18 protein-coding genes are annotated in these 17,399 nt (G+C 45.2%); 7 read left to right on the top strand and 11 right to left on the bottom strand.

Annotated elements, in window-relative coordinates; all coding sequences use genetic code 11:
* Positions 1–26 precede the first annotated feature (26 nt).
* Positions 27–1,181: an amidohydrolase family protein gene (locus tag M0N77_RS11155; RefSeq protein WP_353105252.1), complete on the bottom strand. Its 1,155-nt coding sequence runs from the start codon at positions 1,179–1,181 to the stop codon at positions 27–29.
* A gap of 297 nt (positions 1,182–1,478) precedes the next feature.
* On the opposite strand from M0N77_RS11155, the gene M0N77_RS11150 reads away from it, so the two are divergent.
* The 7 genes from M0N77_RS11150 to M0N77_RS11120 all read left to right on the top strand — a co-directional run bounded on the left by M0N77_RS11150 (position 1,479) and on the right by M0N77_RS11120 (position 6,526).
* Positions 1,479–1,865, top strand: a complete 387-nt coding sequence (locus M0N77_RS11150; RefSeq protein WP_353105251.1) for a DoxX family protein — start codon at positions 1,479–1,481, stop codon at positions 1,863–1,865.
* 286 nt (positions 1,866–2,151) lie between these two features.
* Positions 2,152–3,171: a DUF1852 domain-containing protein gene (locus M0N77_RS11145; RefSeq protein WP_353105250.1), complete on the top strand. Its 1,020-nt coding sequence runs from the start codon at positions 2,152–2,154 to the stop codon at positions 3,169–3,171.
* A gap of 42 nt (positions 3,172–3,213) precedes the next feature.
* Positions 3,214–4,257, top strand: a complete 1,044-nt coding sequence (locus M0N77_RS11140; protein ID WP_353105249.1) for a methionine synthase — start codon at positions 3,214–3,216, stop codon at positions 4,255–4,257.
* Between the two features lie 135 nt (positions 4,258–4,392).
* Positions 4,393–4,896 (top strand): flavin reductase, encoded by a 504-nt coding sequence (locus M0N77_RS11135; RefSeq protein WP_353105248.1) that lies wholly within the window; start codon positions 4,393–4,395, stop codon positions 4,894–4,896.
* Positions 4,897–4,964: 68 nt separating this feature from the next.
* The gene (locus M0N77_RS11130; protein WP_353105247.1) at positions 4,965–5,789 is read left to right on the top strand and encodes a sulfite exporter TauE/SafE family protein; all 825 of its coding nucleotides are present in this window, start codon (positions 4,965–4,967) and stop codon (positions 5,787–5,789) included.
* 85 nt (positions 5,790–5,874) lie between these two features.
* Positions 5,875–6,231, top strand: a complete 357-nt coding sequence (locus M0N77_RS11125; protein ID WP_353105246.1) for a type II toxin-antitoxin system RelE/ParE family toxin — start codon at positions 5,875–5,877, stop codon at positions 6,229–6,231.
* On the top strand, positions 6,224–6,526 hold the full coding sequence (locus tag M0N77_RS11120; protein ID WP_353105245.1) for a helix-turn-helix domain-containing protein: 303 nt from the start codon (positions 6,224–6,226) through the stop codon (positions 6,524–6,526). The genes M0N77_RS11125 and M0N77_RS11120 overlap by 8 nt, the downstream gene beginning before the upstream one ends.
* 70 nt (positions 6,527–6,596) lie before the next feature.
* Here the strand turns inward: M0N77_RS11120 and truC are convergent, their stop codons facing one another.
* From truC to hisF, 10 genes are all read right to left on the bottom strand, one after another.
* Positions 6,597–7,364 carry a tRNA pseudouridine(65) synthase TruC gene (gene truC / locus M0N77_RS11115; protein WP_353105244.1) on the bottom strand — a complete coding sequence of 256 codons (768 nt, stop codon included), beginning with the start codon at positions 7,362–7,364 and terminating at the stop codon, positions 6,597–6,599.
* Positions 7,365–7,402: 38 nt separating this feature from the next.
* Positions 7,403–8,398 (bottom strand): diaminopimelate dehydrogenase, encoded by a 996-nt coding sequence (locus M0N77_RS11110; RefSeq protein ID WP_353105243.1) that lies wholly within the window; start codon positions 8,396–8,398, stop codon positions 7,403–7,405.
* A gap of 76 nt (positions 8,399–8,474) precedes the next feature.
* Positions 8,475–9,226 (bottom strand): IS5 family transposase gene (locus M0N77_RS11105; RefSeq protein WP_371834202.1). Its coding sequence is split into 2 segments (ribosomal slippage): positions 8,475–8,986 and positions 8,986–9,226, totalling 753 coding nucleotides; the frame shifts between segments, so codons are not numbered across the junction.
* An 85-nt stretch (positions 9,227–9,311) separates the two neighbouring features.
* Positions 9,312–11,171 (bottom strand): glutamine--fructose-6-phosphate transaminase (isomerizing), encoded by a 1,860-nt coding sequence (gene glmS, locus M0N77_RS11100; RefSeq protein ID WP_353105242.1) that lies wholly within the window; start codon positions 11,169–11,171, stop codon positions 9,312–9,314.
* 253 nt (positions 11,172–11,424) lie between these two features.
* Entirely contained in the window at positions 11,425–12,789 is a 1,365-nt protein-coding gene (glmU, locus tag M0N77_RS11095; protein ID WP_353105241.1) for a bifunctional UDP-N-acetylglucosamine diphosphorylase/glucosamine-1-phosphate N-acetyltransferase GlmU, read from the bottom strand.
* Positions 12,790–12,910: 121 nt separating this feature from the next.
* Complete coding sequence (locus tag M0N77_RS11090; RefSeq protein ID WP_353105240.1) at positions 12,911–13,504, bottom strand: phosphatidylglycerophosphatase A; 594 nt, start codon at positions 13,502–13,504, stop codon at positions 12,911–12,913.
* 3 nt (positions 13,505–13,507) lie between these two features.
* Positions 13,508–14,542 carry a thiamine-phosphate kinase gene (gene thiL / locus M0N77_RS11085; RefSeq protein WP_353105239.1) on the bottom strand — a complete coding sequence of 345 codons (1,035 nt, stop codon included), beginning with the start codon at positions 14,540–14,542 and terminating at the stop codon, positions 13,508–13,510.
* A 2-nt stretch (positions 14,543–14,544) separates the two neighbouring features.
* Positions 14,545–15,411 (bottom strand): transcription antitermination factor NusB, encoded by an 867-nt coding sequence (gene nusB / locus M0N77_RS11080; protein WP_353105238.1) that lies wholly within the window; start codon positions 15,409–15,411, stop codon positions 14,545–14,547.
* Between the two features lie 220 nt (positions 15,412–15,631).
* Entirely contained in the window at positions 15,632–16,162 is a 531-nt protein-coding gene (ribE, locus tag M0N77_RS11075; RefSeq protein ID WP_353105237.1) for a 6,7-dimethyl-8-ribityllumazine synthase, read from the bottom strand.
* 272 nt (positions 16,163–16,434) lie between these two features.
* On the bottom strand, positions 16,435–17,217 hold the full coding sequence (gene hisF / locus M0N77_RS11070) for an imidazole glycerol phosphate synthase subunit HisF (RefSeq protein ID WP_353105236.1): 783 nt from the start codon (positions 17,215–17,217) through the stop codon (positions 16,435–16,437).
* Between the last annotated feature and the right edge of the window lie 182 nt (positions 17,218–17,399).

Below are 17,399 nucleotides of genomic sequence, written 5' to 3'. Positions count from 1 at the left end.
AATCGCTTCTATGGCATTTTGGGCTTCTATGACTCCAAAGTAGCGTTAGCTCCTACCCTAATTTCGGTATTAAGTTTCAGTAATTTGGCTGCGTTGCTAGTAATCATATCGAACGCCGCTGCTAGCTGTTTATCGCTTGATAGCTGAGCAATATTGGCATACATATTGGCCATACGAAGCAGTGAAGCATCACCATAAGGGGTAAAAGCATTGAGAATATTATTGCTTGAGAGAGTAGTATTTACGCCAAGCTCATAGAACGGATTGGCATTGACGGTGCCTCTTGGAATTAAGCATTCATAGTCACTACCATTGATATAAATATCGGTGGCAGGCAGTACGATTAGAGAGATATCAGCCATTTTTAATAGACCTGCCATCTCGCCACGCTTCATCTTATCCATGGCAGATAACTTAGTCACATGACCAATAGAGACACGGCCTTGATAGCCTCTTTTCATAGTTTCTTCAAACAGTTTAGGAATACTCGAACCTTCTGGATCTAGATCAAAATCTAGATGGAAATCGACGTCAACGTCAAACTGCTCAGCCAAAGCAAAAATCATCTCGATATGCTGCTCAGGATTCTCATCTTTATACGGGCAACCGCCTATTAGGTTAGCGCCTTGTGCTAAAGCTTGCTGTAGTAGCTCATAGGTTTTGGGCTTAGTAGTTAAGCCGGACTGCGCAAAGGCGCAAATCTCTATATCGACAGCAAAAGCGTATTTTTGCTGCGCTCTCTTGATCGCCTGAAAGCTACGCAGCTGTGTTTTTTCATCGGTTTCGACAAAGGTGCGTAGACCAACCGTACCTTTTTTGATAGCCATCTCAATCACCTTTGAGGCGCGCTCAAAGACATCCGCTTCGGTAAAACCTTCTTTGGCTTTGCCGGTCTCATCAACCGCTTCTTGCAAAGTGCCTTTTTCGACCTTGCAGCGATCGAGAATACAGGCTTTATCCAAATGGATATGACTTTCATAAAACCCAGAACAAACGAAGTGACCTTTAGCATCATAGTTAGCCTCATTATAAGTTTTTAAAGCGTTCGATTGAGGGTTTTGATCCGTGGCGATAGCGTGATTAATCTTATCAATATTCGTAATCTTAGCGTCCTTTATACGGATATCGAATAAGTTATCGTGTGTTGCTAGGCGGGCGTTTTTGATTATGAAATCAGTCATTATTGTTTATTCCAATACGGTGTAATTAATAAACACGGAGAGAATTATGGTGAATAGTTGAGATATTAGGGCAATGATTAAGGCTCTACTATAGGCGATTATTATTTTTCGGTGGTTATTATGTAGAAGTAGCTAAAAAGTAATGACTATTTAAAGTAGCTTTAGATAATTTGTAGTAGTTTTTCAATTCACTTATATTTACAATCAATACATACAATTGGTTTAAAAGGTATCAAAAGTTATACCATTCAATACTATTAATAGCATAATTATCAACCGCTTAATCGGAGAGCAATCATGGATAGATTACAAGATATTAGCGTGCTGTTGGGTAGGGTGCTTTTATCGCTGATTTTTATATTTTCAGGCTTTAGTAAGATAATGGATTATCCTGGAACGGAAGCTTATATGGAGTCTATGGGTGTGCCGGGATCTATGTTAGCGCTGGTAATCATTGGGGAGTTACTAGGGGGTCTAGCTATCCTTGTTGGTTTTAAAACTCGTTTATTTGCTTTATTATTGATTGGTTTTAATATTATATCAGCGCTTATTTTTCATAGTGATTTTGGCGATCAAACACAGATGACTATGTTTATGAAAAATATAGCTATCGCTGGCGGGTTTTTATTATTATTTGCTCAAGGCGCTGGCTCATACTCGATTGATAATCATAAGTATTATTAGTTTTATTAATGACGCTAAGCCTCGCTATCATTACAGTAACGGGGTTTTTGTGATTAGGAATATTTAAGATTATATTTTGATTAGCCACACAATGAATAAGTCTGACATTATTACCTTATCTAGGTACTACAAATCTGCTAAGCTGAATAAAATTCATCTTATCCTAAAATAGTATCGTTTTTATTCATCTAATAGTTTGGGTATCATTCCTTCATACACAAATTTAGTTCGATATCAGCTAATGATATTGAACCACCCTATTAGATAAATAAGGCAGTATATTATCATGAGCACTCAATTTCATTGTTCTATTAAAAGTATTCCTTTTGATGAAAATTATAGCCCTGCGGACAGTACGCGTCTGACGACCAATTTTGCCAATTTAGCGCGCGGCGAGCAGCGTCAGGAAAACTTACGCAAAACGCTAAATATGATCAATAATCGTTTTAATGCTTTGGCGCACTGGGATAACCCAACCGCAGATCGTTATTCTGTGGAAGTAGAGATTATCTCTGTCGATATGGATATTGAAGGCAACGGCAATGCTTTTCCTGTGATTGAGACGCTAAAAACTACTATTGTCGATCATAAAGACAATACTCGTATCGATGGCATGATTGGTAATAGCTTCTCCTCTTATGTGCGCGATTATGACTTTAGCGTGGTACTCCCTGAGCTTCTTAATAAAAATTCAGCAGCGCCGACGCCCTCTTCTATACCAAAACATTTCGGTGTTTTGCATGGTAAGCTTTTTCAATATTTGTTGAATTCAGAGGTTTATAAAGCGCACTTTGATAAGCAGCCAGTGATTTGCCTGAGTGTTTCGACTAGCAAGACTTATCAGCGTACGGGTAATAAGCATCCAGTATTAGGAGTGGAATATAGACAAGATGAGTATTCACTAACGGATGATTATTTTCATAAGATGGGGCTAACGGTACGCTACTTTATGCCTGAAGGTAGCGCCGCGCCATTAGCCTTTTATTTCGCCGGTGACTTGCTAGGTGACTATACCGATCTTGAGCTCATCAGCGCGATTGCGACGATGGAAACCTTTCAAAAAATCTACCGTCCTGAGATTTATAATGCCAACTCGACAGCAGCGCAAGTATATCAGCCGAGCCTCAATTACCAAGATTATTCACTAACGCAAGTGGTCTATGATCGCGAAGAGCGTAGTCAGATGGCGGTCACGCAAGGCAAATTTACCGAAGAGCAGTTTATCAAACCTTATCAAGATATTTTAGAGCAGTGGGCGGCAAGTTATAAGACTGCCAGTCCAACGGTTAGAAAACGCGCTGCTTGATAGCCAAAACATAAAAAACCAAAATATAAAAGACAAACCACTATGACCACAACATTACCAAAATTACTATTACCAACCTCAACCGCAGGCAGCTTACCCAAACCGTCTTGGCTTGCTGAACCTGAAAAAATCTGGTCGCCTTGGGCACTAGATGGCGAGCAATTGGTCGAGGCCAAACGCGATGCGCTGCGAGTGTCGCTGCAAGAGCAGCTGCATGCTGGTATCGATATCGTCAGTGATGGCGAGCAGACCCGTCAGCATTTTGTTACTACTTTTATTGAGCATTTGGACGGCGTCGACTTTGCGCAGCGCGAAACAGTCAAAATCCGCGATCGTTATGAAGCCAGCGTACCGACCGTGGTAGGCGCGGTGAGTCGCCCCAAAGCAGTGTTTGTCGATGATGCCAAGTTTTTGCGGGCACAGACTGATAAGCCAATCAAATGGGCGCTACCTGGCCCGATGACTATGATCGATACGCTATATGATAATCATTATAAAAGCCGCGAAAAGCTCGCGTGGGAGTTTGCCAAAATCCTTAATGAGGAAGCGCGCGAATTAGAAGCGGCGGGCGTGGATATCATTCAATTCGATGAGCCGGCCTTTAACGTGTTCTTCGATGATGTCAACGATTGGGGCGTGGCAACGCTTGAGCGCGCGATCGAGGGCCTCAAGTGCGAAACGGCAGTACACATCTGCTATGGCTATGGTATCAAAGCCAATAATGATTGGAAAAAAACCCTCGGCTCAGAGTGGCGTCAATACGAGCAAGCCTTTCCCAAATTGCAACAGTCAAGCATTGATATTATCTCGCTTGAGTGTCAAAACTCGCACGTACCGATGGAGCTGATTGAGCTTATTCGCGGTAAAAAGGTGATGATTGGTGCGATCGACGTCGCGAGCAACGAGATAGAAATGGCTGAGCAAGTCGCCGATACCCTGCGTAAAGCCTTACAATTCGTCGATGCCGATAAGATCTATCCTTCAACCAACTGCGGTATGGCGCCTTTATCACGTGATGTAGCACGTGGTAAGCTTGCGGCATTGAGCGCGGGTGCGGCAATTGTGCGTCAAGAGCTGAGTGCTTAGCAAATCTTAACAGCTCCTAGCTTGTTTAAGCGTAGCGGTGGCCTCAGTTATAAGGGTACTTATACCTTTAAAATTTAATTATCGCAGGCTGCGTGCGTTTGATAGATAAGCTGTGATGAATTTGAGAGTGAAATTATGATTGAAGCTACCAATTTTAGAGAGGCTATGTCGCTATTGACGACAGCGGTCAATGTGATTACGACCAAGGGCGCATCTGGCGCACATGGGTTTACTGCCTCAGCAGTGTGCAGTGTCACTGACAGCCCGCCAACGTTACTGGTGTGTATGAATCAGTCGGCGCGCTCGCATGCTCATTTTGTGGATAATAAGACCTTAAGCGTTAACGTGTTAAGCGCACAGCACGAGCATATCTCCAATACTTTTGCCTCTAAACTCAGCTCGGCTGAGCGCTTTGAGCAAGGCTCTTGGACTGAGCTTGTCACAGGTGCGCCTATCTTAGAAGATGCGCTAGTAAGCTTTGACTGCGCCATCGACGATATTCAGCAAGTCGGCACCCATAGTGTGTTTATGTGCCGAGTGGTCGCTATCAAGCACTCTGAAACGCCAGATGAGGCTAATGAAAGTTTGGTCTATTTTAATCGCACTTATCATCAGCTAGGCCAGCCGCAGTTTGCTTAGAGCAGGGTATAATTTTATTATCTAACTATTCATCCTTAAACTAAATCTAACTAAGAAGCCTCAATCCCGTGGAACTAATCACTTTTTTAATCATCGGCGCTCTAGCAGGATTTGCCGCCGGGCTCTTTGGCGTGGGCGGTGGTACTATCATCGTACCACTGCTATTTATTGTCTTTACCCAGATGGGCTATAGCCCTGATAATGTCATGCATCTAGCATTAGGGACGTCCCTTGCGACCATTATTGTCACCTCGATCAGCTCGCTGATGGCGCATAATAAAAAAGGCTCTGTTATGTGGCCGGTGTTCAAAAACCTAGCGCCAGGCTTAGCACTTGGTTGTTTTTTTGGGGCGGGGATAGCAGGACTCCTTTCAGGCGTGCATCTTCAGCTGATCGTTGGCGTGTTTTTATTATGGGTCGCTTATAAGATGTTTTTTGGCGGTAAAAAGCAGGTAGGTAATAATTTTAATGATCCTAATAGTAACCTTGTATCATTACCATCCAAGCCTAAGCAATTAGCAGCAGGCGGGGTCATCGGCATAGCTTCTGCCATCTTTGGGATTGGCGGCGGTAGCTTAACAGTACCTTATCTCACCCGTTACAACGTGGTGATGCAAAAGGCGGTGGGTACTTCAGCGGCATGTGGCCTACCTATTGCCATTGCTGGCGCATTAGGCTTTATGTTCTTTGGCATGCAGCAAGACGTAAATGTACCTAATACCATTGGCTTTGTACATATCTATGCGTTTTTAGGCATTGCGAGCATGAGCTTTTTTACCGCAAAAGTTGGCGCAAAAGTCGCCCATATGCTCTCACCAGAGCTATTAAAAAAATGCTTTTCGGTGTTGTTATTTGCGGTGGGGCTTTATTTTCTTTATAAGGGGTTGGTTTAGGGGCGGCTTAAGAGTTTTATTATTGTTTGAGGAAAGGCTTAATTGACTATATAATATAGACTATAATCTATATTGTGGTTGTAATATGTGGACAGTCATCACAACAGAGCTATTTAATGAATGGCTGGAACAACAAGAGGACTCTATGCAAGAGAAGGTGCTAGCGGCTTTGGTTGTTCTAGAGCAACAAGGGCCAAGCTTAGGTCGTCCTTTAGTTGATACCGTGTATGACTCAAAGTTTACTAATATGAAAGAACTAAGGGTTCAGCATCGAGGTAAACCACTCCGAGCTTTTTTTGCATTTGACCCATTACGTCAGGCTATTGTGCTTTGTATTGGTGATAAAGGTGGTAAAAAGAGGTTCTATACAGAGATGCTAGCTATCGCAGACCAACAGTATGAGCTTCATCTCTTAACATTAGGAGAATCATCTAATGACTAAAACTCTACAAGAGCTATTAGCTAAGCGCTCTCAAGAGAGCCAAACTCGTATTCAAGAAATGGCTGATGAGTTGCTTTTAGAAAGTCAGCTTTATCGTATTCGTGAAGAGCTGAATATTTCGCAAAAAGAGCTTGCTGAAACCCTTGGTATCAAGCAACCGTCTCTTTCAGCCATAGAAAGTCGCGGTAGTGATTTGAAGATTTCAACAATGAAAAAATACGTTGAAGGAATGGGCGGGAAGCTGCGTATCGATGTTGAGCTGCCGACAGGCAAGCATATAGGTTTTAATGTTTAAAATATCAAAACTTGATGGTATTAAATAAATTTTCATACTCTTAGTCTACAACCAAAGCTTCAAGTCCTCACTAGAGACCTGAAACCTCAGCACTCCCCACCCAACCAAACGCTTCTAAAATACGCAGCCACTGCTCATCTAATCCTGCTTCTATGAGCAAAGGTTCACCGCTAACCGGATGACTAAGCGCTAACGTCCGGGCGTGCAACAGCATTCGCGTGCAACCATATTGACTGCGAAAAAATCGATTATGGCGTCCGTCACCATGACTAGTATCACCGACGATAGGATGAAACAGATGTTTCATGTGCCGCCGCAGTTGATGCTTGCGCCCTGTCTCAGGCGTCAAACGCACGAGACTATAACGGCTGGTGTTATGCTTTGTGGACACGGCAACCGGTAGCTCAATTTGTGCCAAAGACTGCCAATGGGTTACCGCCTCCTGCGCAGGTTTATCTAAGCTTGCAAATTTATCGGCGATAGCATCAGGCTTAAAGCTTAAGGCATGATCAATAGTTCCTTGCTCTGGCATATAGCCGCGTACTACCGCTAAATAGTTTTTAGCCACTTGCTGCGCAGTAAAAGCCTCACCAAGGCGACGCGCCACCTCTGAGCTTTTGGCAAAGAGCAACACGCCTGAGGTTGGCTTATCTAACCTATGCACCGGAAACACATGACACCCTACCGCATCACGGGTGAGCTGCATGGCAAAGCGCGTCTCGCCTTTATCTAGCCAACTGCGGTGCACGAGTAAGCCCGCCTCTTTATTAATCGCTACCAAAAATTCATCTTCGTAGAGGATTTCTATTGGGCTTTCGGTGCTACTATCTGTATTCATGTTTTTAGCTCAAAGCTTTTTTGTAGCAAAGTTCACGCTTATAGCAGCTCTTTACGTAGCTGAGCTGGCGACTTCGGCGATAGTAAAGCAGGCGCGACATCGAGTACCGTTTTTGCCCCAGTCTCACCTGCCTGGCTCATTTTATAAGTAGCGCGCGCATAAGCGACGAGTACGCTAGCGGTAAATTCAGGGTTACTACCAAGCTTAAGCGCGAACTCTAATACTTGCTCGTTTTGCTCATTATCCGTGCCGCTGACACCGCTACGAATGACAAAACCACCGTGCGGCATCTTATTGTGCTGGGAGGCTAGCGTTTGCTCATCGATAAAGTGCACGGTAGTATCGTAATCGGCAAAGTAGTCCGGCATAGTTACAATAGCGTCGCGCACCGTATCGGCATCCGCGCCGTCTGCTAACACTACATAACATTCGCGGGTATGCTTGTCGCGGGTGCTAAGCGTAGGGCGCTCGCCATTGCGGACTTTTGCTATCGCTGATTCTGAGGGCAGAGTATATTGTACGCCGGCCTTAACGCCGTCGACACGGCGCACCGCGTCTGAGTGTCCTTGGCTCAACCCCTTACCCCAAAAGCTGTAGGTTTCGCCAACAGGTAAAATCGCTTCGCCGTATAAGCGGTTGATAGAAAACAGGCCAGGATCCCAGCCCACTGATAGCATAGCGATTTTGTTAGCTTTTTTGGCAGGAGCATCAAGTGCAGCAAAATATTCAGGAATCTTGGCATGGGTATCAAAGCTATCAACGATATTAAATAAACTAGCGAGCGCAGGACCTTGCTCCGGCAAGTCAGACTTTGAGCCACCGCATAAGATCAGCACGTCTATCTCGTCTTTATACTGCTCGATATCATCCATAGCATAGACGGGTACGCTATCGTCAATTAAGGTAACGCTAGCAGGGTCTCGGCGGCTGAAAACACCGACTAGTGACATATCTGGGCTTTGCTGAATAGCGGCCTCGGCACCGCGGCCAAGATTGCCGTAACCGGCGATGGCGACTTTAATGGTTGTGGTCATGGTATTAGCCTTATTATTCGATATAAATTTTTATCACACGTCTACAAAATTATTTTTTTAAAATTAGGGCGTGTCTTCAATTCATCTTACAATGAACGATAGTACACGCCAGATAAAGCATTGACTTAAAATTACGCGCTAACTTCTCATAGCGAGTGGCGATACTACGAAAGTGTTTAAGCCTTGCAAACATATTTTCAACAAGATGACGCAGCTTGTACAAATAGCTATCAAACTCTGGATTAGGCTGTTTGGCATTCTTCCTTTTAGGAACGACAGGTATCATATTATGGCTGCGAGCTTTGTCTCTGATACACTCTGAGTCATAGCCTTTATCAGCGATAAAGTAATCTGCCTGTCCAATCATCTCAATCAATTCACCTGCAATTTGACTGTCGTGGACGTCACCCCCAGTGATTTTAAAATGGAGCGGATATCCATCGGCATCACAGGATAGGTGTATCTTTGTAGTTGCTCCGCCACGGCTTTGTCCAATTGCTCGCTCTTCACCACGCCGAGCTCCACTTGCATGCTGATGACAGCGAACATAGCTTCCGTCTGTGAATACCCATTCCGTATCAACTTCTGCTCAAAGGCTAAAAAAAAATCCGCCCATAAGCCAGTTTTCGACCAGCGGTTGAAACGACTATAGGCTGTTTTCCACGAACATAATTCTTCAGGTATGTCTCGCCAAGGCGCCCCTGTGCGTAGTTTCCACAGTATGGCTTCCATGATCTCTCGGCTGTTTTGAGTTTGATAGCAGCCGTACTTTATCATCGTTAATTGCAATTGATCCCAAAGCGTATCTGTTAATGCTTTTCTTGCCATAACTTGTATTTCTCGCATCGACTCAATAGATGCGGTATTGTAACTATTATTTAGGGCTTATCCAATTGAAGACACGCACTAGAACCTACTCAACGGTAACACTTTTTGCAAGATTTCTAGGCTGATCGACATCGGTACCGAGCATCACCGCCACATGATAGGACAATAGCTGTACTGGTACGCTATAAACGATAGGCGCTAATACTTCATGGACATCAGGCACATAAACTACGTGCAGACGATCCTCGCTGACCATCTTGCTTGATTCACCAGCAAAGACAAATAGCTCACCGTGACGTGCGTGCACTTCTTGCATATTGGCTTTGAGCTTATCAAACATACTATCTTTTGGTGCAAGCACGACGATAGGCATATCTTTATCAACTAGCGCTAGCGGGCCATGTTTTAGCTCGCCTGCCGCGTAGCCTTCAGCGTGGATATAAGAGATCTCTTTGAGCTTGAGAGCACCCTCTAAAGCAATCGGGAACTGCAAACCGCGACCTAAAAACAGACAGCTCTTTTTGTCTTCGAAGTTCTCACTCATCTTTTTTATTGCGGCATCAAGATGTAAGCTGGCATAGATCTGACCAGGAAGTTTATGTAGCTCAGCCAATAAACTAGTGAGACGCTCATTATCAAGACGTGCTTGCGTGACGCCAATTTTTAAAATCAATAACATTAACGCGACTAACTGAGTGGTAAAGGCTTTGGTTGAGGCGACTCCAATCTCAGGACCCGCTAGCGTTGGCAGAAAAATATCAGTCTCGCGTACCAAGGATGAAGTCGGCACATTACATAATGCCAAGCTGACCAGCCCCGTTGGTGCCTGCTTTTGGGTATCGCGTAGCGCTGAGAGCGTATCGGCGGTCTCCCCTGATTGTGAGATGCAAATTACTAATGAGTGCTCATTGATGACCGGATTGCGATAGCGAAACTCACTGGCCACTTCAACCGAGCAGGGCAAGCGCGTTAAGTTCTCGAACCAATACTTAGCGACCATACCGGCGTGATAACTGGTACCACAAGCGATCACTTGAATATGACGAATGCTAGCCAATTGCGTCTCGTGACGCTGCAAGAAGTCGGCTTTGAGCTGATAGACATGAGAGTCATCGTCAGCTTTACTCTCTAGCGCCATCTCCAGTGTGCGCGATACCGCATCAGGCTGCTCGTAGATCTCTTTGAGCATATAATGCTTGAACTCGCCTTTATCGGCGTTATGCTGCTGCGCGTCAATCTCATTAATTTTGCGACTGACCTCAACGCCCTCGGCATAAACTTTGATACTATCACGCGTAATCTTGGCGATATCGCCTTCTTCTAGATACATAAAGCGATTGGTCACGGGCAATAGCGCTAATTGATCAGAGGCAATAAAGTTCTCACCGATACCGACACCGATGACCAATGGTGAACCGAGGCGCACTGCGATTAGCTCATCTGGACAATCGACATGAACAATACCTAAAGCAAAAGCGCCGTGCAGCATAGGAATCACCGCGCGTACCGCCGCTAGTAGATCATTGCTTTGGCTATATAAATCATTGATGAGGTGCGCGACGACTTCGGTATCGGTCTGCGAGGTAAACGCATAGCCTTTAGTGATCAGCTCCTCTTTGAGCTCGCTATAATTCTCGACAATACCATTATGCACAACTGCAATTTTACCCGAGATATGCGGATGGGCGTTACGCTGTGCCGGCTCGCCATGAGTCGCCCAGCGCGTGTGCGCAATACCAATATGACCATCAAAGAACTCAGGATTAAGGGCTACAGCGTTAACTAATTCTTGCACTTTACCTACTTGACGCTCGCGGTGCAGCTCACCCTCTCGAATCACTGTCAGACCCGCAGAGTCATAGCCTCGATATTCTAGACGCTTAAGCCCTTCGAGTAAGATATTAGCGATATTACGCTCAGCGACCGCGCCTACGATTCCGCACATAGTGATTCCTTAGTTTTAATGTTTTAAAAATACTTTTATTAATTTAGTTAGGTTACTGTAGGCTGCGGCTTTAGCCCAGCATTTAGATACACGTTAAAATAAAAAAGAGCTGGGCTAAAGCCACAGCTTACGATAATTTTTTTCAGTATTATCGATTAACGCTAAAAATTATTAAGCAGCACCACAAAATTTGCCGTACTGCTTGTTTTAACTTGAGTTTTAAAGGCTTTTATTTATAAAGCTGACTTTATAGCTATTTTTTAATGGGGCGTTGAAAATTCTCTTTTTGCACTTGACGTCCGCGGCCTAAAGCTAGCGCATTAGCATCGACGTCTTTGGTGATGACGGAACCAGCCGCTACTGTCGCAGTATGACCAATGGTCACCGGCGCCACTAAACTAGAATTAGAGCCGATAAAGGCGTTATCCTCAATGATAGTCTGCGACTTGTTGGCGCCATCATAATTACAAGTGATAGTGCCAGCACCGACATTGACCTCGGTGCCGATAGTAGTATCGCCAATATAGCTTAAGTGGTTTACTTTACTGCCTTGACCTACGGTAGACTTTTTAATCTCGACAAAATTACCGATCTTGGTATTGTTCGATAATACGGTCTGTGGACGCAGATGGGCAAACGGCCCAATATCGACGCCCGCGCCAATTTGCGCTTGATCGATCACACAGTTGGGCTTTATGTGACAAGCATTACCGATTTTTGCGTTTTTAATCACGTTGCCCGCTTCGATATAGACATTGTCACCAAGCTCGCAGTCGCCTTCAAACACCACGTTGACATCGACGAACACATCTTGTCCTGCGCTAAGGCTACCGCGAATATCGACGCGGCTTGGATCAGCAAATTGTACGCCAGCCACTTGCAGATCATGTACAAGCTTGCCTTGCCATGAGCGCTCTAGGCTTGCCAACTGCTGACGGTTATTGACCCCTTCGATCTCAAAGGCGTGCTCAGGCTCGATAGCGGCAATAGAGATACCATCGGCTACCGCCATTTTGACAATATCGGTAAGATAATACTCATTTTGCGCATTATCGTTCGATAGCTTGGGCAGATATTTGTGTAGCAGTGCGTTATCGACACAATAGATACCGCTATTGATCTCAGTGATCTGTTGCTCATCGTCGCTAGCGTCTTTTTGCTCAACGATAGCTTCAATATCGCCGTTGCTATTACGCTTGATACGGCCTAGCCCAAACGGGTTATCAACGGTGAGAGTCAACATCGATAGACCCTCATTATTGGCCGTTTGTAATGCTGATAGCGTCTGAGAGCTCACTAGCGGCACATCACCATAAAGAATGAGACTCTGGCCTTCTTTTGGCAGCTTATCTAAAGCCACTTTGACCGCGTGACCTGTCCCTAACTGCTCAGTCTGCTCTACCCAAGTCAAGTCATAAGCGCCCATCGCCTCCTTAACTTGCTCGCCGCCAAAGCCATAAACCACAATGGTCTCATCAACCGTCAGATGATGGCACGTGTCTAATACATGACTGAGCAAAGGTTTGCCAGCTAAGGTTTGGAGCACTTTTGGCTTAGCCGATTGCATACGTGTGCCTTTGCCAGCCGCTAAGATAATTACCGATAAGGAAGAAGTCATAGTCGCTCAATAGTTGTAACAAAATATATTATTAGATTATAGCCTAAAGCTTAGCAAAAATCACATAGGCTTTGCAGCCGTTGTGGCTTTGAATGTACATAAAGCGGCGTGTTAGGAGAGGCTATAGCATTATTCCTGCCATAACAATAAGCCAGACGATAGCGGCCATAATACCTGCGATGATATCATCAAGCATAATACCCAGCCCGCCAGCCACCTTTTTATCTGCCCAACCAATAGGCGGCGGCTTGATAATATCAAAAAAACGAAACAGAACAAAAGCAATAATCAGCCCAAAAATAGCGATAGGCTGGCTAATGTCTTGCCAAAAGCTTGTGGTGCTAACGCCTAAATAAGAAAAGGGTAGCAGGGTAATCCATATACCCGCCCACTCATCCCAAACGATATGCGGATCATCATGCACGCCCATTAGATTTGAGGCATGACCACAAATTTTATTACCGACAAGACAGGCAACAATAGTAATAATAGCAAAAGGTACAAACCCTAAGCTCAATAAAGGTATAGCGACGATAAGGCCGCCAAGCGTTCCCCAAGTACCCGGTGCGCGTTTTGGCAGACCGCTACCTAAACCAAGTGCCAACCAATAAATGATTTTATCAAGCAAACTTGCCCCTGCTGGCAGCGGTGGGCAGTCATTGGCTTTGCTAATGTCAGGTTTATGATGGTGAGAGTTGGGAGAGTCATCAGTCATGGGCTAACCTATAAAATGTTGGTAACCCGTAAGCTTGGGTAAACTAGTAAAAGGGGCGGGGTGCTTGGCGCTGAGTGCTTGATGATTATAAAATAAATGTGGCGGCTTACCGTTGCTAGTATCTTTGTCATTAGCCACAACCTCACCAATACAAGTCACTTGCGTATTAGTTAAAGTAGTAGCAGGCGGTTCGATATCAGCAGGTAAAGTAAAGGCTAGCTCGTAATCATCGCCACCTGTCAATTGACATAACAAGCGCTCAGCTTCATCAACAGCGGCTAAAGGCTCGCTAGTCGGTAGCTTATCTATATCAAGGCGCATACTCACACCGCTCTGTGTGCAGATATGACTTAAGTCTTGATACAGACCATCTGATATATCTATCATCGAGGTTGCGCCAATTTTGGCTAGCGCAGCTCCTAAGGCGATACGCGGCGTTGGCATATGCAAGCGGTGCGCTAGCTGTTGTCCGGTGGTGTTATCAGCACACTTTAACGCATAAGCGGCATCACCAAGCGTGCCTGAGACATAAACCTTATCACCGACTTTCGCGCCTGAGCGATAGATGGCTTTTGTACCTGACGCTAAAAAACCTTGCGCGCTGACGCTTAATACTAAACTATCACTGCGCGTAGTATCGCCGCCAATTAGTGTTACCCCAAAGAGCTGGCAGGCGTGAAATAGACCTTTGGCAAAGTCGCTAAGCCATGTCTCATTCGCTAGGCGCTCAGGTAAGGCTAGCGCTAATAAAATACTATGCGGCGCTGCGCCCATAGCGGCGATGTCTGAGACATTAACCGCGACCGCTTTATAACCAATATGAAAGGCCAGCTCGCCAACCTGCTGCCAATTGGCGCTAAAATGCCGACCTTGTACCAAAGTATCTATGCAACTGACCAAGCGCGCGCCCGCTGGCAAAGATAGCACCGCGGCATCATCGCCGATGGCTTTTTCGATGCCTGTCGCCGCGCCGTTAAGCTTAGATTGCTCGGCTTGTAGCTTTAAGAATATGCGCTCAATCAGCTCAAATTCGTTCATAGTTAGTCTTTAGTTTCAGCAGTGTCTTTAACTGCCTTTTCTACTACCTTTTCAGCTACAGTCGCTTGTTCAGCTGCCGCTTTTTTAGTCGCTTGTTTGGTAGCGGTTGCAGAGGGTTTATTACGTTTGACCCCAGTCTTATTAGCACTAATACGCGGCTTGTTAGAAGCGGTTGGCTTATCGGTAGTATTAGTAGTACTAGCTGTTTCAGCGATATTTGGCTTTTCAGTAGCTTGGTTTTTGCTAGGGGTCTTTTGTGAGGTGCGTTTATTGGCTTTGGTATCAGCATCAACCTCAAGCGCACGTAGCTCAATGGCGAGTCTATCGAGCACCGCATTAATCAATTTGTGCGCGTCAGTAGCACCAAAGTGATTATTGAGCTTCATCGCCTCATCGAGCACTACCTTATAAGGAATCTCAAGGCGGTTTTGTAGCTCATAAGCGCCAATCAGTAGAATCGCGTGCTCAACGGTATCGAGCTTGTCAACCGTGCGATCAAGGTGCTGCTCAATCAAGGTATCGAGCGCTTCAATTTGCTCGGGGATATCGCGCATCATCTCATGATAGTAGCCAATGTGTACGGTATGCATCGCATTAGTGGCGCGGGTACGCGCAGCGATGTCATGCGGAGCGTTATCCTTCCAGCCAAGCTTGCCGGTGGTATCAAAACGGCGATCCGTCACTAGCCACTCATAGAGGCCTTGCATAGCAAAGCGGCGAGCTTTTCGTACGGCGGTATGGCTAGTCTTATAAGTCGACTCGCTCATATCGAAGTGCTGCTCGTCGCTGCTACCTAATGGCTCATTAGGGTTGGCATTGTGTTGTGCCGTTTTTGCATCATTAATGGCGCGTTTGAGTTGGTCAGTCATAAGAGGGTAGTACCTAATTTTTAAATAAGGGAATTAAACAATCAATAAAACATCGAGTAAGCTGTTAAATAGTAGTCGATTGGCAAGTTGCCAATCCGTGGTAAAGCTTGAGCGCCATAATAGTCAATTACAGCGCTATTTAAAGATTAAAAATTACTGCTAGCTACCTTTAAAGCCTTTTATTCATCATTTGACAAAATGACATTTAATTTATTTAGAATTAAGCGTCATCACTATCGTCATAGTCGTCATCGATATCTAACTGTGACAATACCGCTAGCATCTCAAGCACTACCATCGCCGCCTCAGCGCCTTTATTACCGGCTTTGGTGCCAGCGCGTTCAATCGCTTGCTCGATGCTGTCAGTGGTCAAGACGCCGTTTGCAACTGGGATATTATAATCGGTGGCAACCGCGCTCAAACCTTTGGCGGATTCGCTAGCGACAAAATCAAAATGCGGCGTGCTACCACGAATAACCGCGCCTAGTGCGATAATAGCGTCAAAACGATCGGACTCAGCGGCACGCTGCGCCACTAAAGGTAGCTCATAGGCTCCCGGTACGCGAACTACAGTAATATTGCTGCCTAACACGCCATGACGCAGTAGCGCATCGATAGCGCCATCGACTAAAGACTCCACCACAAAGGCATTAAAACGTCCGACCACGATACCGATACGCGCGTCCTCATTTTGATGCAAGTTGCCGTCGATATGAGTAATATCATTGCGCTGCTGTTGTAAATTTGACATAGAGCTATCCTTTGATTTTATTAATTGTTGGTTGCTGATTAAATATAGTCCGTTTGGAAGAAAATCGATACGCTAATATTACCGTGCAGTTGGTACAAATTTTCCTTACGTGCTGTGTCTACGCCGACAGAGGCTGCGCAACCTATATTTAGGAAAGTATCCCAACCGCACTATAGCGGTTTTAGAATGACTCAACTATAGTAAAACGAGCTAAAATAAGTCGTTGACTATGATAGCATTTTTTCGTGATGAATTTTTACTTTAGCAGTATTTTATAAGCGCATCTCAATGCCGCGCGTGGCCATATACTCTTTGGCTTCTTGTACCGTATATTCGCCGAAGTGAAAAATACTAGCGGCGAGTACCGCATCGACGCCACCTTCTATCACACCATCGACTAAATGCTGCAGATTACCCACACCGCCTGAGGCGATCACCGGAATATTGACTTGGCTGGTAATCTGCTGCATCAGCGCTAAATCATAGCCCTTTTTGGTGCCATCACCATCCATTGAGGTCACCAGTAGCTCACCTGCGCCAAGATCGCTCATTTTACGCGCCCAAGCCACCGCATCGATGCCCGTTGGCTTACGACCGCCATGGGTGAAAATCTCCCAGCGCGGCATAAGGATGCCATTGACCTCTACATCAGCAACGCGCTTGGCATCGATAGCGACTACAATGCATTGATTACCAAATTTCTGCGCGGCATCGAAGACGAATTCTGGGGTAAAAACCGCGGCCGAGTTAATCGCTACTTTATCCGCGCCAGCATTGAGCAAATTACGAATGTCAGCGATTTTACGTACACCGCCGCCAACCGTTAGCGGTACAAACACTGTTTCTGCCATACGCTCAACGGTATGATAAGTGGTATCGCGCGCATCGCTAGTGGCGGTAATGTCCAAAAAGGTAATCTCATCTGCGCCTTGCTCATTATAGCGCTTGGCGACTTCGACAGGATCGCCAGCATCTTTGATATCGACGAATTGCACGCCCTTGACCACCCGGCCGTTATCGACATCTAAGCAGGGAATGATACGCTTTGCTAACATAGGGTCTTTCACCTTATAATCAATTCATTCAAGGCGCTAGTCTAGCAAAATCACCGCTGTATCAGGCAGATTTTCGTCAAATTTATACGCTTTTCGTCAAAGTTTGCTCAGACATCGTATAATTAGCGCCATAACTATCAAACCAGCTACTATATTTACCTTATTTCTTTATTTTATCTATT

The organism is Psychrobacter sp. AH5 (genome assembly GCF_040371085.1).
In the GTDB taxonomy this organism is placed as follows: Bacteria; Pseudomonadota; Gammaproteobacteria; order Pseudomonadales; family Moraxellaceae; genus Psychrobacter.
The sequence above is the reverse complement of the archived record's forward strand: the minus strand, read 5'-3'. Positions and strand labels throughout refer to the sequence as shown.